This is a genomic window from Halorubrum sp. LN27 (assembly GCF_016635065.1).
Taxonomy (GTDB): Archaea; Halobacteriota; Halobacteria; order Halobacteriales; family Haloferacaceae; genus Halorubrum; species Halorubrum salipaludis.
The window spans coordinates 1,969,993-1,990,507 of the sequence record NZ_JAEPET010000001.1 but is presented as its reverse complement, the minus strand read 5'-3'; the positions used below and the strand labels follow the sequence as shown (position 1 = coordinate 1,990,507).

Sequence of the window (20,515 nt, the reverse complement as noted above, 5' to 3'; positions counted from 1 at the left end):
CGGGTGCTGCGCGGTCGGGTGGGACTCGAAGGGGCAGTCGTGAGGCGGGCGCAGGCGACGTAAGGACCACAGCGAGGGAGCGACAGCGACCGAGCGAGGACCGCAGCGAGCGTGCGCCCGCCTCACGGCTGGGGCTTCGGTGGTGTTCACCGCCGATCCGCAGTCAACGACGTATCGCCGAGCGGCTAGGGCTTCGGTGGTGTTCACCGCCGATCCGCAGTCAACGACGTATCGCCGAGCGGCTAGGGCTTCGGTGGCGCTCCCATCTGGATCGACTTCAAAACTGGAGGCCCGGTACGAGGTCCCTTACAGCTCGTACTGCGCCCGCGCCGCGTCGCCGAGTCCGCGGTCGTCGAGCAGGTCCAGCGGCACGAGCATGTCCAACTGCACCACGCCCGGGAGCCGGCCGATCTGGACCCCGCCGGTGAAGGTGCAGCGGGCACGGATCTCGCCCTCGCTCATGTCCAGCAGGGTCCCGGCGCGGTCGAAGGCGTTCTGCGTGGCGTCGTTGACGGTGGCGCCGGAGCCGACGACCTGGATCGGGGCCATCTCGTCTTCGACGTCGACGCCGTGCTCCGCGCCGAGGTCGCGGCCGGCCTCGCGCTCGGCGTCCGAGTAGGGCTGGCTGATAAAGGGGAGGTCCTCCTCGTTCGGGAGCAGGATCGGGCCATCCAGGTTGAGCCCCTCGATCACCTCCACGTCCATGGTGACGGTGCCGCTCACGTCGGTGGTGTGGAGCGAGAGCTCGCCGTCGCCCTGGTTCGCGTGGAGGTCGCCGACGTACACCCCGCCGCCGTCGACGGCGACGGGACAGATCAGGGTGGCGCCCGCGCGGACCTCCGGGATGTCCATGTGGCCGTCGGTGCGCTTCTCCAGGTCGGCCTCCGTCTCGACGCCGTAGTCGTGGTCGGCGCCGATGAGGCTCTGGCCGAAGTCGCCCGCGTTGTGCGAGTCGGGCATCGTCACCGGCGGCGTCGTCCCGATGTTCCCGATGAAGGGCCGGAGGCGGCCGAGCGTGCCGGGCATCCCGTCCGGCTCGTACAGCAGGATCGGGTGCTGCCGGGCGTTCTCCGGGATGTCCATCACCTCGTCGGCGTCGAGCGCGAGCGCGTGGGCGCCCTCCTTGTCGAGGGTGATCCCGACCGCGTTCTCGTGGTCGAACGCGACGGTGTAGCCGTACTCGAAGCCGAACGAGGAGGCGTTGGCGCCGCACTCGGCACACCGGATCGCGTCCTCGCCGGTGCCCTCGACGACGGAGTCGGGCCACGTCGTCCCGCACTCGGGACAGCGGTGGTCCACGAAGGGGTCGTCGCCGAACGCGCCCTCGCGCTCCGCCATCGAGCCCGTGCTCGTCGCCATGCTCGTCACGGTCACGTCGCGGATGTGGATCGCGATCGCGTCGCCGACCTCCGCGCCCTCGACGCGGATCGGGCGCGTCACCTCGTGGCCGCCGCGGAACGAGGGCGTGACCATCGGCCCCCAACAGCCCGGCGGCGTGTACGTCTCCACCGTCCCGCCGTCCGCGACCGTGCCCGCCCACTCCTGGTCGGGCCCGACCAGCCCGAGCGTGTACTGGTCGACGTAGAGCTCGTCGTGTACCTCTTGCTGTGACATACACATTTTGGTACGGTATGGCACAGCATAATCGTGGTGCTCCCGGCACGGGAGTCGGGGAGATCGGGGAGGTGGCAAGCCGGGTGGCAATGGGCCGGAGATTGCGAAGCGAGGTGAGCCGGCCTCGGGATCGCGGACCGCCTCGGGGAGTCTGCTGGTTTTTATACCGCGAACACGGTCGATCGGGTATGCAGACGCACGTCGTACCCGTCGGGTTCGACTACGACCGGATGATCGCCCCTCTCATCCGGGACCAGTTCGACGTCGACCGGGTGATCCTCCTCGAAGGCACGGTCGGCAGCGAGGCCAACGTCGAGTACTCGCGCAACATCGCCCGGAAGCTCGAACAGGACTTCCGGAACCTGCTCGGCGCGGAGACGGTCCGCGAGAAGCTGACGGACGTGTACGACTACGACGCCGCCTTCGAGCGCGCCTACGACCTCATCAACGCGGAGCTGGACAGAGAGGAAGGCGTCGACGAGGGCGACGAGCGCGAGGTCTGGGTGAACCTCTGTTCGATGCCCCGCCCCGTCTCCTTCGCGTTCGCGACCGCGGCCCACTCGATCATGGTCGAGCGGCAGGACGACCGCGACCGCATCCACACCTACTACACCGCCCCGGAGAAGTACTTAGAGACCGAGCTCGCCGAGGAGCTGCGCGCGACCCGCGACCTCCTGGGCGACCTCGACGCCGCCGACCTCGACCCGGAGGCGCTCGCGGACGCGGGCGTCGACCCCGACCGCGTCGCCGACCGGCTCGCGAGCACCACCGACCTCCTCGGCGAGTTCGACGAGCGCGGCACCACCATCGGCGCGAAGCGCATCGGCGACAGCCACGTGATCGAGCTCCCGGTCGCCTCCTTCCAGAACGTCAAGCCGTTCGAGGAGCTCGTCTTGTTCACCCTCGGCGAGCACGGCGAGTTCGAGTCCGTCTCCGAGCTGGCCGAGACGCTCGCCGACGACCTCAACGAGGAGTACACCGACTCGTTCCGCTCGAAGGTGATCTACAACGTCGACCGCCTCGGCCCCGGCGGCAAGGGGTACATCGAACGCGAGGAGCGCGGGAAGTCCTACCGGACCACCCTCTCGCGGATCGGCCAGCTGTGGGTCCGAGCGCACGCCGACGAGGACCGGGACTTGGCGTAGGACGTGTTGGATCTGGGGGCCTCCGTCGGTTTTTTATAAGCGGTTGCTGGCGGCGGATCGACGGCGAAGGCCTCCAAAGCCCCAGGCGCGAGGACTCGCGCGGCTTGCTGTCGTTCGAAAGGCGCGAAGCGCCTTTCGTGATGTCGTCAGAACGCTTTGCGTTCTGACTGCTAGCCAGAAATCGGTGATTTCTGGCGATGACGAGAGAGCAAAGCTCTCTCGAACCACGCGCTTCAGTCGCTCGCTTCGCTCGCTCCTTCCAGTGCTTGCATCGCCGTGCTTCGTCCTCGCCCCTGCCCCTTTGAGTCCCGCCCGACCGCACGGCAACCGCACCTCACGCCTCCCCAGCCTCGTCGGCCGGCGCTTATAAGCGCCAGCCGACTCCCTCGCGCGTGCTGCTCGCGGCCTACCGGCCGCTCGCAGGCACGCGCCACCGCGACCGATCTCCGAGTGCCACGACCGTCCCGTTTTTATCCGTGGGATGGAGAGACGTACCCGATGACTCCGGCGCGGGATCCCGACGCGACAGACCGCGACGCCGCCGACCTCGACGACGACTTCGGCTTCGCCGAGCCGTCGACCGACCAGTCGTTCGAGAACGCGCTGGCGAAGGCCCGCGACGGAACCCGTCTCTCGGTCGACGACGCGACCGAACTGCTCGCCACCGGCACGGACACCGAGGGGATCGACCCGGTCCGCAAGGAGGCGGTCCTCGAGCTCGCCGACCGGCGACGCCGCGAGGAGGTCGGCGACGAGGTGACCTTCGTCGCCAACCTCAACAACAACGTCACGACCGCCTGCAACACGGGCTGTCTGTTCTGTAACTTCAAGGACTCCGCGCACGCCTTCGAGGCCGACAGCGACGCCGACCACGCGGGGTTCACGAAGACGCCCGCCGAGTCCCGCGAGATCGTCGAGGACGCCCTCGACATGGGCGTCTACGAGGTGTGTTCCGTCTCGGGGCTCCACCCGGCCTTGGCGCTGAACGAGGAGCATCACGAGATCCTTCGGTCCTACGACGATCCGGAGAGCGAAGTGAACTACAAGCCGCCGTCGGCGTACGCCACGGACCCGGGCACCTACGTCGACCAGATCGAGGCGATGTCGGTCGGCGGGATCCACGTCCACTCGATGACGCCCGAGGAGGCGTACCACGCCGCCCGCGGCACCGACTGGGACTACGAGACCGTCTACCGCGAGCTCGCCGCGGCCGGCCTCGACTCCGCGCCCGGCACCGCCGCGGAGATCCTCGTCGACGAGGTCCGCGACGTGATCTGCCCCGGGAAGATCCGCACCGACGACTGGGTCGCGGCGATGGAGGGCGCGATGGCAGCCGGCCTCGACACCACCTCCACGATGATGTACGGCCACGTCGAGACGGTCGCCCACCGGGCGGAGCACCTCGGCGTGATCCGCGACTTGCAGGACCGCACCGGCGGAATCACGGAGTTCGTTCCCCTTTCGTTCATCCACCAGAACACGCCCCTCTACCGCCACGGCGTCGTCGACTCCGGGCCCTCGCGCGACGAAGACGAGCTCGTGGTGGCGGTCGCGCGCCTCTTCTTGGACAACGTCGATCACGTGCAGGCCTCGTGGGTGAAGTCGGGCGACGCGCACGGCCTGAAGCTGCTCAACTGCGGCGCCGACGACTTCATGGGCACCATCCTCTCGGAGGAGATCACAAAGCGCGCCGGCGGCGACTACGGCGAGTTCCGCTCGTTCGACGACTACGTCGACATGATCACGGCGATCGGTCGCACCCCGGTCGAGCGCTCGACCGACTACCGCACCCGGCGCCGGATCGACCCCGACGACGGCCCCCACGGCCCCCGGCTCGGCCCCCGCGCCGACGGCACGCCGATGCTCCCGGACTCGTCGTCCGGCGCGGACCCCGACGGCGAGTCGGCGAGCGCCGACGACTGAGCCGACCGAGCGGGCGAGCCCGCCGAGGCGTCCTCCGAGGGGCGACCGCTCCCAACGAGCGAGAAGCGCCGTAATACTCTTAATATTGGTATGCGTTAACACACGCAGGATGCCCGCGTCAGACGCACCGACCGCCGGCTCGGAGAAGGGCCCGCCGCCCGAGGAGGGCGACGGCGACGGAGATCCGGACCGCCCGAGAGTGTCGCTCACCCGCACCGACGAGCGGGTGCTGGCGTACCTCGACGACGTCGGGACCGACTACCCGGCGTTCGTCGCGAGCAACACGGGGCTGTACGTCGACCACGTCGAGTCGCGGCTGGAGGCGCTCGCCGCGGCGGGGCTCGTCGAGCGAGTGACGGACGAAGAGGTGTTCCGGGTCACCGACGCCGGGCGCGACGCGCTCCGCGAGGACTGCGCCGCCTGGTCCGACTGACGGGGGTCGATCGGCTTTTCGGGTCCTACCGGCCCAGATCCGCGTGCGCCGAGGAGAGGTGTCTGGAGCCGAGCGCCGCCAGAAGCGACAGCTCGCCCGCAAGCGCGCCCACCGCGATCGCCTCCGCGAGCGCGTCGCCGTTGCTCCCGGCGGGGTCGCCGCCGCCGCGGACGCCGAGGATGTCCAGCCCGGCGGCCTGCGTCGGGAGCTTCGTCCCGCCGCCGACGGTGCCGACTTCGAGGCTCGCGAGCGACACGGAGCAGTACAGGTCTCCGTCGGGCGTCGCCTCTGCGGTCGTGATCGCGTTCGCCCCCTCGACGACCTGCGCCTCGTCCTGCCCGGTTGCGAGGAACATCGCGGCGACCGCGTTGGCGACGTGGGCGTTGAAGCCGAGCCCGCCCGCCTTCGCGGAGCCGACGAGGTTCTTCCGGGTGTTGATCTCGGCGATCGCCTCCGGCGTCGTGTGAAGCCGTTCTTCGACGACCTCGCGGGGGATCTCCACGTCGGCGCTCACGGAGCGCCCGCGCCCCTCGACCGCGTTGATCGCGGCCGGCTTCTTGTCCGAACAGAGGTTTCCGGAGAGCGCGACGAGCGAGGCGTCGGTCGCGTCCTCGATGGCGTCGCAGGCCTCGCGGGTCGCGATGGTGACCATGTTCATCCCCATCGCGTCCTTCGTGTCGTAGCGGAACCGGAGGTAGACGTTGTTGCCGACGACGTACGGCGTCACCTCGAGGAGTTCGCCGTGGCTCGTCGTCGACTCGGCGGCCTCCCGCAGCGTCTCCTCGTTGTCGCGGACCCACGAGACGAGCGCCTCCGCCTCGGCCACGTCGGCGACGCGGAAGACGGGCGCGCGGGTCATCCCGCTCTTCGTCACCCGCGCGGTCGCCCCGCCGGCGTCGTTGACGACCGAGCAGCCGCGGTTGATGGAGGCGACGAGGGCGCCCTCGGTGGTCGCCATCGGGAGGTACCGCTCGCCCGAGAGCGCGCCGCCGTCGACCGCGACGGGCCCGGCGACGCCCATCGGCACCTGCACGGCGCCGACCATGTTCTCGATGTTCGACCCGTGGGCGTCGGCCGCGTCGAAGGCGTACTCGCCGAGGGCGTCGACGTCGGCGTCGGCGGTCTCGGCGACGAGGCGACGGCGGGCCGCCGCGGCGGTGTCGGCGTCGGCGTGCTCTTCGAGCTCGTGGAAGCGGATCTCGCCGTCGCGGACGCGCGCCGCGAGCGACGCGGGAGTGGCGTCGGCCATGCCCGCGTCTCCTCGCGGCGCGTGCTAATGGCTATCGGTTCCGGCGGCGCTGGAGGGGCGCGGGGCAGGACCGTCCGCCGCCGACCTACCGCCCGACGAACCCCGAGAGCCGCTCGCGGAGCGACTCGCCGCCGAGCTTGAGGTAGTAGGCGTCGCCGCCGTCCTCGTAGTAGTCGTCGATCCGGCGGACGACCTCGAAGCCGAGGTGCTCGTAGAAGCCGAGCGCCCCGGTGTTGGTCGTGCGGGCGTGGCAGGTCACCGACCGGTGCTCCGCGGCCACGTCGGCGATGAGGCGCTCGGCGTGGCCGCGTCCCCGGTGTTCGGGGTGGACGGCCAGAAAGAGGACGTAGCCGTCGCGTCGCACGGAGGCGAACGCGACGATCTCGTCGTTCTCGACGAGCAGATGCGTCGTGGAGCGGCGGTAGGCGTCGACGAAGAACCCCCGTCGCTGTCGGAGGACGCCCTCCTCGGATCGGATCCGCTCTTTGAGCTCCCACGCCTCCGTGGCGTGGTCGGCCTCGCCGGGCGGTTCCGTCCGCTTTTCCACGTTGACGCTCACTGCAGGAGACTAACACGCCAACGCAATATAACTCCACCGCCAGCGGGGAGGGTTGCGGTCGAGGCGTTTCGACGGCACCCCGGCCGCGCCCGACGACGGAAGCGTTTTGGTGGGCTCGGTCGTGGCTCCGGTAATGGCCGGCGAGTCGCCACCGGACCGCGGACGCCTCAGACGAGCGCTTCTGACCGGCGTCGCCGTCATCGTCCCCTCCGTCATCACCCTCGCGGTGCTCGGGGTGGTGTTCAACGCGATCTACGACTACTTGGACGCGTTCTCGTCGGCGATCGTGCCGGTGTTGCCGCCGGGAACGCTCCCGGTCGGCCGCGAGATCGCCATCGAGGTCGCCACGCCGGTCGTGTTCGTCGGGTCGATCCTCCTCATCGGGATCGTCGTCGAGTCGACGCGGTACGGTCAGCGCGCGGTCGACTACGCGGACTACGCGATAGAGCAGATCCCGGGCGTCGGATCCGTGTACGAGGGGTTCCGACAGATGAGCGACGCCATGCTGGAGTCGGACGGCGGGAACTTCCGCGAGGTTGTCCTCGTCGAGTTTCCGACCGAGGGGAGCTACACGCTCGCGTTCGTCACGAGCGACACGCCGGAGACGATCGCCGCCCCGGCCGAGAGCGGAAAGATGCGGACGCTGTTCATGCCGATGGCCCCGAACCCGGTGATGGGCGGGCACGTCCTGTTCGTCCCCGAGCGCCGGATCGTCGAGGTCGATCTGACCGTCGAGGAGGGGATCCGGGCGCTGGTGACGAGCGGCGTCGCCCTCGAACGCGCCGCGGCGGAGGCCGACGGCGTGTCGCCGGAACAGGTCCGCGACAGGGGCCACGGCAAACGGATCGGCTCGCATCACTCCTCGATGTCGGACGCGGCGAAGCGTCCGGACGACGACGGGGACGGGCGAGGCAGCGAGCGGATCGCGCCCGACGACCGGGGTGACGACCGATGAGCTACGCCCTCCGCGAGCACACGGCCGACGTGGCGGTCGAGGCGACCGCGCCGACACTCGGAGGGCTGTTCGAGGCCGTCGCCGACGGGCTCACCGCCGCGAGCTGCGAGACGGTTCCCGACGCCGGAGACCGATTCGAACTCGCCGTGAGCGCCGAGAGCCGCGAGGCGCTGCTGTTCGACTTCCTCGATCAGCTGATCTACGAACGCGACGTACGGCTCGTGTTGCCCGCAGACCACGAGTGCGCGATCGTCGCCCCCGACGAGTCCGGATCGGGAGGAGCAGAAGCGACGTGGACCGTCGAGGCGACGGCCCGCGGCGTCCCGCTCGACGCCGTCGCCGCCCGCGAGATCAAGGCGGTCACGTACTCCGAGATGCGTCTCGAACGGCGGGACGAGGAGTGGTACGCGTACGTCGTTTTCGACGTGTGACGTACTCAGGCGCCGGAAAACCGCGATCCGCGTGAAAACCGTTATCCTTGCAGAGTTCATTGTTAGCGTATGTCACAATCAGGTGAGCGCGTCGCGGATTCGGACGCCGAATCGGGGACGGAAGAGGCGACGGAACGCCGACCGGACGCGGCGGCTGAGGGGGCCGCCGAGGGGGTCGGTCGGCGCTGGCGTGCGGGCGTCGCGGGCGGGGTCGTCGCCGGCGCGGTCATGGGGATCGTGTTACACGGCGCCTTGGACCTCATGCCGACGATCGGCGCCCTGATCGGCGCGGAGACGGTCGCCGCCGGCTGGGCGGTCCACCTGTTCAACAGCGCGGCGTTCGGGGGGCTGTTCGTCGCCGTCTTCGACCGCGGGTTCTTCGACGACCTGCGCGCGGACGTCGGGGGGTGCCTCTCGCTCGGCGTCGTCCACTCGGCGCTGCTCGGCGTGATCACCGGCGGGCTGCTGTTGCCGACGGCGCTCGCGCTTGAGGGCGCCACCGCGCTGCCGGTGCCGACGCTACCCGTGCCCGGGCTCACGGCGAGCTTCGAGTTCGGCGCGGTCATCGCGGTCGCGCACCTGCTGTACGGGCTCGTGCTCGGACGCGTGTTCGCCGCGTTCACGCTCGTCGAGGGCGAGATCGGGTGGCTCCCGATCGACCCGGTCGACTAGCGGTCGCGGATGCGGCCCGTTCGCGTTCGCGCCCGCTGACGCAACGCCCTTCTCCCCCCGTACCGAACGCCGGGTATGACCACGCGCGAGTTCGACGGGATCCGGCTGGAGAAGGTGCGCGAGCACGTCTGGGAGATCCCCCGCGAGGGCGACATGAACGTCCCCGCGCGGGTGCTCGCCAGCGAGAGCCTGCTGGCGGAGATCGGTGAGGACGACTCGCTCCGACAGCTGAAAAACGCCACGCACCTGCCCGGGATGGTCGAGCCCGCCCTCTGTATGCCCGACGGCCACCAGGGGTACGGGTTCCCGGTCGGCGGGGTGGGCGCGATCGACGCCCGAACCGGCTGTATCTCGCCCGGAGCGGTCGGCTACGACATCAACTGCGGCGTCCGGATGGTCCGGACGAACCTCACCTACGACGACGTGCGCGGCCGCGAGGAGGAGCTCGTCGACGCGCTCTTCGAGGCGATCCCCTCCGGGCTCGGCGGGGGCGGCGTCATCGGCGGCGACGCCGACGCGATCGAGGGCGCCTTAGAGCGCGGCGTCGAGTGGGCCGTCGAGGAGGGGTACGGGATCGAGAGCGACCTCGCGCGCTGCGAGGACGAGGGGCGGCGCCCCGACGCCCGGCCCGAGTACGTCTCCCAGAAGGCGATGGACCGCGGGCGCAACCAGATGGGGTCGCTCGGCTCGGGGAACCACTTCCTCGAGGTCCAGCGCGTCACGGACGTGTTCCGCGAGGCGGTCGCCGAGGAGTACGGGCTCCGCGAGGACGGCATCGTCGTCCTCATCCACTGCGGGAGCCGCGGGCTCGGCCACCAGACCTGCAACGACTACCTCCGGCGGATCGAGAAGGAGCACGGCGACCTGCTCGCGGACCTCCCCGACAAGGAGCTCGCGGCGGCGCCCGCCGGCTCGGAGCTGGCCGAGGAGTACTACGGCGCGATGGGCGCCTGCATCAACTTCGCGTGGGTGAACCGCCAGCTGATCACCCACCAGGCCCGCGAGACCTTCGGCGAGGTGTTCGACGCCGACCCGATCGAGGACCTCGGGATGGAGCTCCTGTACGACGTGGCGCACAACATCGCCAAGAAGGAGACCCACGAGGTCGGCGTCGACGCCGACGGCCGCCCCGCGGTCGGCGACGAGGCGGTCGACCGCGCGGACCGCGAGCTGTACGTCCACCGGAAGGGCGCGACGCGGGCGTTCCCCGCGGGCCACGAGGACGTGCCCGAAGCGTACCGCGGCGTCGGCCAGCCCGTGATCATCCCGGGTAGCATGGGCGCCGGCTCGTACGTGCTCCGGGGCGGCGACGAGTCGATGTCGGTGTCGTTCGGCTCCACGGCGCACGGCGCCGGCCGCCTGATGAGCCGGACGCAGGCGAAACAGGAGTTCTGGGGCGGCGACGTGCAGGACGACCTCGAGGACGGCCAGCAGATCTACGTGAAAGCGGAGTCCGGCGCTACCATCGCCGAGGAGGCGCCCGGCGTCTACAAGGACATCGACGAGGTGATCCGCGTCAGCGACGAGCTGGGAATCGGCGACAAGGTCGCGCGGACGTTCCCCGTCTGCAACATCAAGGGGTGAACGAGGCGCCGTCGGCCGGCGGCTTATATCGGATGCCGCGGGCACTCCGCGTCGAGATGTCGAGCCACTCGCGGGACGGCGACGCGCGACGGGAGCCAACCAGACGATCGGTCCTCGGCGGGGTCGCCGCCGTCGCCGGCGGCGGCCTCACCGGCCTCGGTGCCATCGCCGCCTCCGGTCGGCCGGCGGCCGCGGTCGACGGCGACCCTGCGGCCTTCGAGGCGGGCGACGCGCCGACGGTCACGAGCAACGACGGCCGGGTCGAGTCCGTCTACCTCTCGCCCGCCGTCGAGGTGTCGTGGGCCGACTTCTCCGAGGGCGTCGAGCGCGTGACGCTCTCGCTCGCCGTGGGAAGCGACGCCGGCGTCGACGAGGTGTACCGCGAGACGCTCACGGCGGCCGACCCCGAGGCGACGCCCGGCGACCTCGCGGCCGTCGGGGATGTCGGCGGATCTCCCACCGACGACGCCCCGCCCGACTTCGAGGCGGTCGACGGGGGGCTCACCGCGCGGTTCGAGCGCGCCGACGCGACCGCCCGAGGCGACGCGGTGACGAGCGAGGCGCTCTCCGCGGCCGAGCTGTCCGGCGGCGAGACGGAAACGACGACGCTCGACGTGGTGTTCCGCGCGCAGGTCGCCGGCGGCGGCGACGAGGCGACCGTCGTGCGCACGACGACCGTCGATCTGACTGTTGAGAACCCCGCGGGAGATGCGACGGCGGGCGGATCGGTCGGGATCGACGCCGTCTGAGAACTGACGCCGTCCGGGAGTCGACGCCGCCGCTCTCGCTTCGTCAGCGCTCCCGCTTCGCCTCCCGACCGAGATGTTCCTCGACGGCCTCGACCTTCCGGTCGGCGGTCGTCTCCTCGGTCCGCTTGTCGTCGATCTTCAGGACGGTGGAGACGCGGTCGCCGTCGACGGCGTCGTGGGCGGCCGCGGCCGCCGCGAACAGCGTCTGGGCGTCGTCGGCCTCGATCACGGTCCCCATCGGGTTCGTCTCGTAGCTCACGTCGAACTCGTCGAGCGCGGCGACGGCCTTCGCGACCTCGCCCGACATGCTCTCCTCGATCACCGGCGCGACGCTCAGGAGTGCGATCGCTGTCATACCTGGCCGTCCGCGCCGCGGACACTTAAAAACGGAGCGCCGACGCCGCGAGGGCGCCGGCGGCGGCCTCAGTCGAGGGCGTCCACTCTCCCGGTGTCCGCTACCGGTCGAGGGCGTCTTTGAGGAACGAGAGCTGATGGCCGATCGCGCCCTCGAAATCGTCGCCGAACGGGGAGAAGTGGTCCGCGGGCATCGTGACGACGGTCCCGCGAGAGAGCGCCTCGCCCGCGTCGACGACCGCCTCGCTGTCGACGATGGCGTCGTCGGTGCCGGCGAGAAGGAGCGTCGGCGCTCGGATCTCGTCGAGCCGCTCGACGGGTCGGTAGTTCGCCACTCGCAGTAGCGACCGCGCCGGCGTCTCGTTGCGCCACGTCGACTCGCGGTCGACCAGGTCGAGGTACTTCCGCTTCGTCCCCGGCTCCGTGATCGCGGCCAGCTCCTCGGTGCTCCCGACGATCGGGACCGTGCGACCGCGACCGAACCGGTGACCGAACTGGTCGCGGACGCCCTCGACCCCGGAGCGCGCGAGGTACCGCCCGCCGCGTCGCCGGGCGATCGCCCGCCCGTCGAGCATCGGGACCGCGCCGATCACGGCGTCCGGGTCGCGCCGCTCCGCCGCAAGCGTGAGGACGTGGGCGGCCGACAGCGACGCACCCCACAGCACCAGCCCGCGGCCGACCGCGTCGACACGTCGGACGCGGTCGATCGCGGCCGCGTAGTCCGCGCGCTGGCCCTCGGGATCGACGAGCTGCGAGTCGCCGTCGGACGCCCCGAACCCGCGGTAGTCGAAGAGGAACGCGGCGTAGCCGGCGTCGGCGAACCGCTCCGCGACCGCCGGGTAGCCGAAGCTCCGCTCCGCGCCGAGCCCCGGCGCCATCACGACGACCGGCGGGTCCTCGTCGTCGCCGCCCGGCAGGTAGAGGGTGCCGCGGCAGGTGTCGCCGTCGGCGTCGAACGCGAGCTCGCGGGTGGCGAACCGCTCGCGGGGCGGCCGGGCGAGGCGTCGCTGCGCGCGGTTCACCGGATTCCTGCGGGTCACGCTTCGTCCCCGGCCTCCGCGGGGTCGCCCCCCGCGGCGCGCTCGTCGGACCCGTCGGCGTGTCCAGTGGATCCGTCGGTGTCGGCGGGCTCGTCCGCGTGCGTCAGCGTCTCCAGCACGCGCGTCGAGAACTCCGTCTCGCTGATCTCGTAGCCGATCAGCTCCTCGAACCAGGTCGCCTCCGCGTGCCACGTCCCGAGCACGTCGCCCGGCGAGCGGACCACGGTCGCCTCGACCCGAACGGGGTCCCACGCGTCCGCCTCGGCTCGCTCGATGAGGGCGTTGAGCGCGCGCCCGATCTCGCCGTGGTGCACCTCGCGCCCGGGAAACGCCGTCATGTACGTGATCTCCAGCGGCTCGCCGCCGTCGACGGCTTCGACGCTGATCCCGTAGCTGCGGAGCTCCGGCTCCACCTCGGTCGTCCGCTCGTCGCCGGTCATACGCGACCCACGTCCGGGCGAGATAAATCGGTACCGGCGTCCGGGCGGCGGGGTCGCTCGGGGAGCGAAAACCGGATGGTCGCGCGAGGAACGGATCGCCTCAAAAGCCGCGGACGGGGGGGAGGCCGTCGCGATAGACGGCCGGGATCGGATTTGTCAGAGGCACACGATTGTCCCGCGCGGCCATCCCGGAGTACTCCGCGAAATTATATAAACTCTCGGGACGGTTCCGATCGGTGATCGGTTGGATTGAAATCGATCCCCGAACGGGGGGCGAGTCGCCGGTTCCCGACACCCTTTATCAGTGTCGCGTGACAGGATCGGGTATGCTCGGGGGGACGGCGACCGCGCTGACGCGCTCGACCGACGCGGCCGGCGTCCTCGTCGTCGGCGGGCTCTTGACCCTGCTGACGTGGGTCCTCACCCCGGTCTGGGTCGTCGGATCCCTCGTTTTTCCCCCGCTCCTCCTGCTCGCGCCGCTCGCGCTCGCGCCGGCGTTCGTCGTCCGCGGCTACTTCGTCCGCGTCCTCGCCGACGGCATCGCGACCGGGAACGCGGACGGAGCGCCCGCCGTCGTCGCGTGGAACGACCTGTACCGCGACGGCCTCAAGTCCGCGCTCGTGAGCGCCGTCCTCCTCGCGCCGCTCGCGCTGGGGCTCGCGCTCCCGGTCCTCGCGGGCGGCGCCCTCGGAGGCGGCCTCGTCGACCCGGCCCCCGCCGTCGACGCCTTCCGGACCGCCCTCGGCGAGGGCGGCGTGCCGGCCGTCTCCGGAGCGGCGGCCGGGCTCGCCGGGGCGGTGACGGCGACGTATCTCCTCGCGTTCGCGTACGTCAGACCCGCGGCGCTCGCGGCGTTCGCCGCCTCCGGACGGCTCCGTGACGGGCTCCGACCGAACCGGGTCGCCCGCGTCGTCGGGTCCGGTTCCTACGCCGCCGCGTGGCTCGTCGCGGCCGGAACGCTCGGCGCCGGCTACGCGCTGGCCGGCCCGTTCGTCCCGCTCGTGGTCGGCGCCGCGCTCGTCTTCGCCGTTCGCGTCGCCGCGTACGGGCTGTACGGGCGGGGCGCGGCGGCGACGCTGACGGTGGTCGACGCGGGCGACACCGACGAATCGGCCGATCCGACCGCGTCGGAAGCGGCCGGGCGGTCGACCGACCTTGCGCGTCCCCCGACGCCCGAGGTCCCGCCGGCGGTGCAGACGGGACGGACGGTCCCGGGCGTCGGGACAGAGGTCGGCAGAGCGATCGGCGGCGGCTCCGTGCCCGACGGCTCCGGCGGGACTCTCGGACCCGACGGCGGCTTCGACTGGTACGCGCCGGACGTGGACTCGATCGGGCGCGACGAGGCCGGCGGGACCGGGGATCGCGACGCTGACGCTGCCGACGACACTCGCGCCGCCGCAAGCGACGAGTTCGAGTGGAGCGTCGGCCTCGCCGACCCAGAAGACAAGAGTTGATACGCGGCCGGGGCGACGGTCGGGTATGCGCATCACCGATCGGGGCTACGGCGAGGAGGGCCGCGAGCGGCTCACGCTCGTCCCCGAGAACGTCGACGACCTCTGGCACCTCGCGCACGTCCTCGAGCCGGGCGACCTCGTGGAGGGCGACACCACCCGTCGGATCCAGCGGAACGACGACCAGATGCGGGACACCGGCGGCCAGCGCGAGCACCTGTTCGTCACGCTGGAGGTCGACGACGTGGAGTTCGCCCGGTTCGCCAACCGGCTCCGCGTGTCGGGCGTGATCGTCGGCTGCTCGCGCGAGGACCAGCTCAACGCCCACCACACGCTCAACGTCGAGGAACACGACGAGATCACGGTCGAGAAGCGCTTCAAGCCGGACCAGACGGAGCGGTTGGAGGAGGCCACCGAGGCCGCCGAGAACCCCGACGTGGCCATCGCGACCGTCGAGGAGGGGGCCGCGTACGTCCACACCGTCCAGCAGTACGGCACCGAGGAGTACGCCTCCTTCACGAAGCCGACCGGCAAGGGCGACTACTCCCGGCCGCGCGAGGAGCTGTTCGCCGAGCTTGGCGAGGCGCTCGCGCACCTCGACGCCGACGCCGTGATCGTGGCCGGGCCGGGGTTCACGAAGCAGGACGCGCTCGACTACATCGAGGCGGAACACCGCGACCTGGCCGACCGGATCACCACCGTCGACACCTCGGCCGCGGGCGACCGCGGGGTCCACGAGGTGCTCAAGCGCGGCGCGGTCGACGAGGTCCAGAAGGAGACCCGGATCTCCAAGGAGGCGACGCTCATCGACGACCTCACCGCGGAGATCGCGCAGGGCGCGAAGGCGACGTACGGGCCCGAAGACGTGGCCGAGGCCGCCGAGTTCGGCGCGATCGAGACGCTCCTCGTGGTCGACGAGCGACTCCGGCAGGAGCGGCAGAACGAGGGCGACTGGGGGATCGACGTCAACGAGGTGATCGAGTCGGTCGAACAGCAGGGCGGCGACGTGGTCGTTTTCTCCTCGGAATTCGACCCCGGCCAGCAGCTCTCGAACCTCGGCGGGATCGCCGCGATCCTGCGGTACCGACTGCAGTAGGAGACGACCGACGCAGCGTCTGTTTATAAACAAACGGTGCGGTGGCGTGTGCCGGTGAGCGGCCCACAGGGCCGCGAACCGCCCGCGCGAGGGAGTCGGCCACTCGGAGCGAAGCGGAGAGTGGTCGACGAGGCTGGGGAGGTGTGAGGCGCGGGGCGGTGCTGTGCGGGGTGGGATTCAAAGGGGCAGCTGCGAGGCGGGCGCAGGCGACGTAAGCACCGCAGCGAAGGAGCGACAACGACTGAGCGAGGAGCGCAGCGAGCGTGCGCCCGCCTCGCAGCTGGGGCTTTGGAGGTGACGACCGCGCTAGCAACCACTTATAAGCGTGTGACGAGGGCGTTGGAGGTGTTGGCCGTCGAATTACCTCAATCGTTTATTCACCAGTAAGCGCCTCGCTTGCGGGCGCGAAGTCGATCGTCTGCCCCCGCCCTCTCTCGCTCGCCCGCTCGTAGAGCATGTGCGCGGCCGCGACCGTCTCGATCCCGGTCCCCCCGGAGTCGAAGACGGTCACCTCGTCGTCGCTCGTCCGGCCGGGATGGTCCCCGGCGACGACCTCGCCGAGGTCGGCGGCGATTCCGGATTCCCCGTCGACCAGTCCCGCCTCGACCGCCGCGAGGAACGAGCCCGCGTCCTGCGCCGCCCGCTCGCGGATGTCGGGGACGTAGGTCGCGCGCGCGACCAGCTCGGGCGGCAGCTCGTTCTTCTCCGGGTGGTACTGCCCCATCGCGGTGACGTGGGTACCGGGCTCCACGTCGGCGTCCTCGATGACCGGGTCGCTCGCGGTGGTCGCGGTGATCACCACGTCGGCGCCGTCGAGGGCCGCGCTCGCGCTCCCGGCCGCCGACACGTCGGCGTCGAGCCGGTCGTCGAACGCCTCGGCGAACGCCTCGCGGTTCTCCGCGGTCGGGGAGAAGACGCGGACCGCCTCGAAGTCGCGGACGGTCGCAGTCGTCGCGAGCTGGCCGCGCGCCTGCGCGCCGCTCCCGATCACGGCGATTTCGGTCGCGTCGTCGCGGGCGAGCGCGTCGACCGCCACCGCCCCCGCGGCGCCCGTCTTGAACGGGTTCATCGAGGCGCCGTCGAGCAGCGCTAGCGGCTCGCCGGACTGGGCGTCGAAAAGCGGCGTCATGAACCACGCGTCCTCGGCGCCGAAGCCGGCGGAGTAGGCGTACCCGCCCATCGCGCCGGTCTCGGGCAGCACCGCGGCGTAGGTCGTGAGCATGCCCGGCGGCTCGCGGTTGAACAGCTTCGTCCGCGGCTCCGCGGGCGCGCCCTCGCCGATCTGGCGGTAGGCGTCGCGCACGACCGCGACGTAGTCGGCGGGCTCGGCGAGGTCGTCGACCTCGGCGCTCGTCAGGAACAGGGCGTCGGTCATATCGGTCCGGTCGGGCGCGAGCGACTAAACCGTACAGGGAACCGGAACGGCCGGTTCGTCGAGGAAATCCCGTCAGTCGGCGCCGCCGGTCCGCGATCGACCGCGCCGCGGAGCGCCCGACCGGCCGGGCGAGCCGCCCGCCGCGCGGTCGTTCCGGACGCGCGCCTCGTCCGTGACTGGGGCCTTGACGAATATCGCGTGGGCCATGACGGCCCCCGCGACGAGCGCGCCCCCGGGAAGCGCCGCCGTCAACGACAGCCCGACCAGGTTCAAGGCGGCGGTCACACCGATCAACGCTGCCGGAATGAGCCCGAGAACGTAGTCGTAGTACCCAGTCATGATCCGGTTAATACTACTGCAAAATCGCTATTAAATCTTTCTCGGGGTTCGCCGTGACACCTCGAGTGATCACTCGAAACGATCGCATAAGTTATGGCGACGTATTCGGCGAGCCGGACCGCTCGCGGGACCGCGGAGGGATGTGAGGGAACGGGTCGGAAGTGAGAGAACGGGTTGGAAGTGAGAGAACGGGTTGGAAGTGAGAGAACGAGGCGGAGAAGCGAGTTCGAAGCCGCGATCGCGACCGCCTACCGGAGCTTGAAGTACAGCGCGCGCCAGCCACCGAGCGCGACCGCGCCGAGGACGAGCATGACCGCGGCGAACGTGAGCGCGGCGCTCCCGCGGAAGACGAACTCCCGGAGCGCGAGCCCGACGATCGCGGCCGGGATCCACGACCGGATCACCAGCGGGACCGACGACTTCGCGGTCTCCACGGCGCCGGCCGAGTACGCGCCGACCAACGGCGCGACGAGGACCCACCCGATCAGGAAGGGGGCGTACACTTCGAGCAGGTACAGGGGGTTCGCGGACAGGAATTCGACGGTGCTGTGGTTGAGCGCACCGATCGTCAACAGGACGATCAGCGCGATCAGGTCGCCGACCGCGAGGGGGACGGCGTCGCGGTCGAGGCGCGTTTCGAGGAACGACGAGTCGGCCATACCGACCCGTCGGAGCCGCCCCTACTTTGTACGTACGGATTCGGTCCGGTGGTCGAGCGGGCCGCCGGCCGCGACGCCGCCGATCGGTTCGCCGCTACGCGTACAGCGGGTGCGCCTCGCACAGCTCGACGACCCGCTCGCCGACCTCGTAGATCACGTCGTCGCTGTCGACGTTGTCGACGACGCGGGCGATCAGGTTGCCGACCTCCTCGATGGCGTCCGCGTCGAAGCCGCGGGTGGTGAGGCCGGCCGTGCCCGCGCGGATCCCCGAGGGGTTGAACGGCGAGCGGGTCTCGCCGGGCACCGTGTTCCCGTTGAGGACGATGTTCGCGGCCGCGAGCGCGTCCGCGGCGTCGCCGCCGGGCAGGTCCGGGTGCGAGTCGCGGAGGTCGACCAACACGAGGTGGTTGTCGGTGCCGCCGGAGACGAGGGTGAAGCCGTGGTCCTGCAGCGTCTCGGCGAGCACGTCGGCGTTGTCGACCACGTTCTGCGCGTACTCCTCGAACGAGGGGTCGAGCGCCTCCTTGAACCCGACCGCCTTGCCGGCGATGTTGTGCATCAGCGGGCCGCCCTGCCCGCCGGGGAACACCGCCTTGTCGACGTCGTCGGCGAACTGCTCGTCGCACAGCACGATCCCGCCGCGACCGGCGCGGATCGTCTTGTGCGTCGAGCCGGTGACGAAGTCGGCGACGCCGACCGGCGAGGGGTGGACCCCCGCCGCGACGAGCCCGGTGATGTGGGCGATGTCGGCGAGGTGGTAGGCGTCGACCGCGTCGGCGGCCGCCTGGATCTCCTCCCAGTCGACCGTGCGCGGGTACGCGGAGTAGCCGGAGACGATGATGTCCGGCTCGAACTCCTCGGCGGCCTCGCGGAGCCCCTCGTAGTCGATGTAGCCGGTGTCGGCGTCGACCTCGTACTGCTCGACCTCGTAGATCTGTCCGGTGAAGTTCGCGGGGTGACCGTGCGAGAGGTGGCCGCCGTGGTTCAGGTCCAGCGAGAGGATCTTGTCGCCGGGCTCCAACACGGAGTAGTAGACGGCCTGGTTCGCCTGCGTCCCGGAGTGGGGCTGGACGTTGACGTGGTCGGCGCCCCACAGCTCCTTGGCGCGCTCGATCGCGAGCTCCTCGACGTCGTCGGCGTACTCGCAGCCGGCGTAGTAGCGACCGCCCGGATAGCCCTCGGCGTACTTGTTGGTGAGGACGCTCCCCTGCGCCTCCAGCACCGCCTCGCTGACGTGGTTCTCGCTGGCGATCATCGCGAGCGTCTGCTCCTGCCTGTCGCGCTCCCCGGCCAGCGCGTCGGCGACCGCGGGGTCGACCTCCCGGACGTGCTCGTGGTCCATGTAGGAACCCCCGTTCGATCGCGCATTAATCCTTGCGTCACGTCGGTGACCCCCCGACGCTCCCGTCGCGGTACCCCGACGATCACCGACGGCTCGCTCGGACACCCTCGGCGACTCGCACCCTGAGCGATCACCGAATCACCGAATTGGCCATTTTCGGCGGTTTCGACGCCTGAAACCGCGTTGTTCCTCCCTCGAATCCCGTTAATATTAAATACGAATCCGGCTTTTATCCGGAGAGATAGATGGTGTCGAATTTACTGGAAGCAGACGTCGAAAATGTCCTCGACGCGGCGTTCGCGGGCGACGACGAAGAGCTGTTCGTCGTCGATCCCGCCCCGGAGACGATCGTGTCGCTGGTCGAGGCGGCGATCGGCCGCGACGACCTGCCGGAGATGTCGATGCTCGTCGACGAACGAACGCTGAAGAGCGTGATGGAGGACTTCCTCGTCGCGTCGAAGGCGGCCGACCTCGTCGCCGACGGCGCGCTCGACCTCCGCGTCCTCGACGGCGCGGTCGACAACGCGCTGTTCGTCTCCCCGTCGCGGGTCGTCGTGCTCGTGAGCACCGACGACCACGTCGCCGCGCTCGCCTCGGATGACGAGGCGTTCGTCGACGAGGTGTTCGAGACGCACCGCGACGCCTTCGCGGACGCCGAGACGTACGGCCTCCGCACCCCCGCGATCAGTCGGGTGCGGGAGACCCTGGCAGCCGAGATCGGCGAGGCGACCCGCGAGGATTTCGACGCCGTGCTCGCCGCGATCGACTCCGCCACGGGCGACGGCGGGCTCGACGAGGTGACCGTCTCCCTGCTCGTCGCCGCGAAGAACGACGTGCTCCTCTACGACATCTCGAAGTGGGGCGAGGACGTGGGGATCGCCTCGAAGGCGACGTTCTCCCGCACGAAGACCCGACTGGAGGACCTCGGTGTCATCGACACCGAGAAGGTCCCGATCGACGTCGGCCGTCCCCGCCTCCGGCTCAAGCTCGGCGACGAGGGGCTCCACGACCTCGCCGCCGCCGACCTCGCGGACGAGGTCGCGGAGATGCTGGCCTGAGGGCCAAACGACGACTGTTCACAGTTTCGGCGCCGTCACCCGCGGCT

21 protein-coding genes are annotated in these 20,515 nt (G+C 70.7%); 11 read left to right on the top strand and 10 right to left on the bottom strand.

The annotated features are described in order from the left end of the window. Nucleotides 1-306: 306 nt before the first annotated feature. The gene (locus JIN95_RS09670) at nt 307-1,614 is read right to left on the bottom strand and encodes an acetamidase/formamidase family protein (RefSeq protein ID WP_200531309.1); all 1,308 of its coding nucleotides are present in this window, start codon (nt 1,612-1,614) and stop codon (nt 307-309) included. Between the two features lie 188 nt (nt 1,615-1,802). On the opposite strand from JIN95_RS09670, the gene JIN95_RS09665 reads away from it, so the two are divergent. From JIN95_RS09665 to JIN95_RS09655, 3 genes are all read left to right on the top strand, one after another. Continuing rightward, a complete protein-coding gene (locus JIN95_RS09665; protein WP_200531308.1) occupies nt 1,803-2,759 on the top strand; it encodes a DUF6293 family protein in 957 nt (318 codons plus the stop codon). Nucleotides 2,760-3,257: 498 nt separating this feature from the next. Then, nucleotides 3,258-4,682 (top strand): 7,8-didemethyl-8-hydroxy-5-deazariboflavin synthase subunit CofH, encoded by a 1,425-nt coding sequence (cofH, locus tag JIN95_RS09660; RefSeq protein WP_200531307.1) that lies wholly within the window; start codon nt 3,258-3,260, stop codon nt 4,680-4,682. 109 nt (nt 4,683-4,791) lie between these two features. Next, nucleotides 4,792-5,115, top strand: a complete 324-nt coding sequence (locus JIN95_RS09655) for a DUF2250 domain-containing protein (RefSeq protein WP_200531306.1) — start codon at nt 4,792-4,794, stop codon at nt 5,113-5,115. Nucleotides 5,116-5,140: 25 nt separating this feature from the next. Here JIN95_RS09655 and hmgA read toward each other — a convergent pair whose 3' ends face one another. Continuing rightward, nucleotides 5,141-6,364, bottom strand: a complete 1,224-nt coding sequence (gene hmgA / locus JIN95_RS09650) for a hydroxymethylglutaryl-CoA reductase (NADPH) (RefSeq protein ID WP_095637430.1) — start codon at nt 6,362-6,364, stop codon at nt 5,141-5,143. A gap of 85 nt (nt 6,365-6,449) precedes the next feature. Beyond that, nucleotides 6,450-6,923 (bottom strand): N-acetyltransferase, encoded by a 474-nt coding sequence (locus JIN95_RS09645; RefSeq protein ID WP_095637431.1) that lies wholly within the window; start codon nt 6,921-6,923, stop codon nt 6,450-6,452. A 133-nt stretch (nt 6,924-7,056) separates the two neighbouring features. Here JIN95_RS09645 and JIN95_RS09640 point away from each other — a divergent pair, with 133 nt between their 5' ends. The 5 genes from JIN95_RS09640 (at nt 7,057) to JIN95_RS09620 (ending at nt 11,314) form a co-directional block, all read left to right on the top strand. Further along, nucleotides 7,057-7,878, top strand: a complete 822-nt coding sequence (locus JIN95_RS09640; protein ID WP_095637432.1) for a DUF502 domain-containing protein — start codon at nt 7,057-7,059, stop codon at nt 7,876-7,878. Then, nucleotides 7,875-8,309 (top strand): archease, encoded by a 435-nt coding sequence (locus tag JIN95_RS09635; RefSeq protein ID WP_200531305.1) that lies wholly within the window; start codon nt 7,875-7,877, stop codon nt 8,307-8,309. The genes JIN95_RS09640 and JIN95_RS09635 overlap by 4 nt, the downstream gene beginning before the upstream one ends. A gap of 228 nt (nt 8,310-8,537) precedes the next feature. Then, entirely contained in the window at nt 8,538-8,981 is a 444-nt protein-coding gene (locus JIN95_RS09630) for a hypothetical protein (protein WP_233139183.1), read from the top strand. A 75-nt stretch (nt 8,982-9,056) separates the two neighbouring features. After that, nucleotides 9,057-10,565 carry an RtcB family protein gene (locus tag JIN95_RS09625; protein ID WP_095637435.1) on the top strand — a complete coding sequence of 503 codons (1,509 nt, stop codon included), beginning with the start codon at nt 9,057-9,059 and terminating at the stop codon, nt 10,563-10,565. A 56-nt stretch (nt 10,566-10,621) separates the two neighbouring features. Continuing rightward, complete coding sequence (locus JIN95_RS09620) at nt 10,622-11,314, top strand: hypothetical protein (RefSeq protein ID WP_200532139.1); 693 nt, start codon at nt 10,622-10,624, stop codon at nt 11,312-11,314. A gap of 43 nt (nt 11,315-11,357) precedes the next feature. Here JIN95_RS09620 and JIN95_RS09615 read toward each other — a convergent pair whose 3' ends face one another. The 3 genes from JIN95_RS09615 to JIN95_RS09605 all read right to left on the bottom strand — a co-directional run bounded on the left by JIN95_RS09615 (nt 11,358) and on the right by JIN95_RS09605 (nt 13,148). Beyond that, nucleotides 11,358-11,669, bottom strand: coding sequence for an MTH1187 family thiamine-binding protein (locus JIN95_RS09615; protein ID WP_200531303.1), 312 nt, complete (start codon nt 11,667-11,669; stop codon nt 11,358-11,360). Nucleotides 11,670-11,769: 100 nt separating this feature from the next. Next, nucleotides 11,770-12,708, bottom strand: a complete 939-nt coding sequence (locus JIN95_RS09610; protein ID WP_200531302.1) for an alpha/beta fold hydrolase — start codon at nt 12,706-12,708, stop codon at nt 11,770-11,772. Continuing rightward, entirely contained in the window at nt 12,705-13,148 is a 444-nt protein-coding gene (locus JIN95_RS09605; protein WP_095637438.1) for a hypothetical protein, read from the bottom strand. The genes JIN95_RS09610 and JIN95_RS09605 overlap by 4 nt, the downstream gene beginning before the upstream one ends. 326 nt (nt 13,149-13,474) lie before the next feature. On the opposite strand from JIN95_RS09605, the gene JIN95_RS09600 reads away from it, so the two are divergent. Then, entirely contained in the window at nt 13,475-14,602 is a 1,128-nt protein-coding gene (locus JIN95_RS09600) for a DUF4013 domain-containing protein (RefSeq protein WP_200531301.1), read from the top strand. A 25-nt stretch (nt 14,603-14,627) separates the two neighbouring features. Then, the gene (locus JIN95_RS09595; protein ID WP_095637440.1) at nt 14,628-15,695 is read left to right on the top strand and encodes an mRNA surveillance protein pelota; all 1,068 of its coding nucleotides are present in this window, start codon (nt 14,628-14,630) and stop codon (nt 15,693-15,695) included. Between the two features lie 373 nt (nt 15,696-16,068). On the opposite strand, the gene JIN95_RS09590 is transcribed toward JIN95_RS09595, so the two are convergent. From JIN95_RS09590 to glyA, 4 genes are all read right to left on the bottom strand, one after another. Further along, entirely contained in the window at nt 16,069-17,070 is a 1,002-nt protein-coding gene (locus tag JIN95_RS09590; protein ID WP_200531300.1) for an ornithine cyclodeaminase family protein, read from the bottom strand. Nucleotides 17,071-17,142: 72 nt separating this feature from the next. Beyond that, complete coding sequence (locus tag JIN95_RS09585) at nt 17,143-17,409, bottom strand: hypothetical protein (RefSeq protein ID WP_200531299.1); 267 nt, start codon at nt 17,407-17,409, stop codon at nt 17,143-17,145. A gap of 248 nt (nt 17,410-17,657) precedes the next feature. Continuing rightward, nucleotides 17,658-18,068 (bottom strand): DUF3054 domain-containing protein, encoded by a 411-nt coding sequence (locus JIN95_RS09580; RefSeq protein WP_200531298.1) that lies wholly within the window; start codon nt 18,066-18,068, stop codon nt 17,658-17,660. A 94-nt stretch (nt 18,069-18,162) separates the two neighbouring features. Then, the gene (gene glyA, locus JIN95_RS09575) at nt 18,163-19,410 is read right to left on the bottom strand and encodes a serine hydroxymethyltransferase (protein WP_200531297.1); all 1,248 of its coding nucleotides are present in this window, start codon (nt 19,408-19,410) and stop codon (nt 18,163-18,165) included. A 245-nt stretch (nt 19,411-19,655) separates the two neighbouring features. Here glyA and JIN95_RS09570 point away from each other — a divergent pair, with 245 nt between their 5' ends. Then, a complete protein-coding gene (locus JIN95_RS09570; protein ID WP_095637445.1) occupies nt 19,656-20,468 on the top strand; it encodes a DUF5821 family protein in 813 nt (270 codons plus the stop codon). Nucleotides 20,469-20,515: the final 47 nt, after the last annotated feature.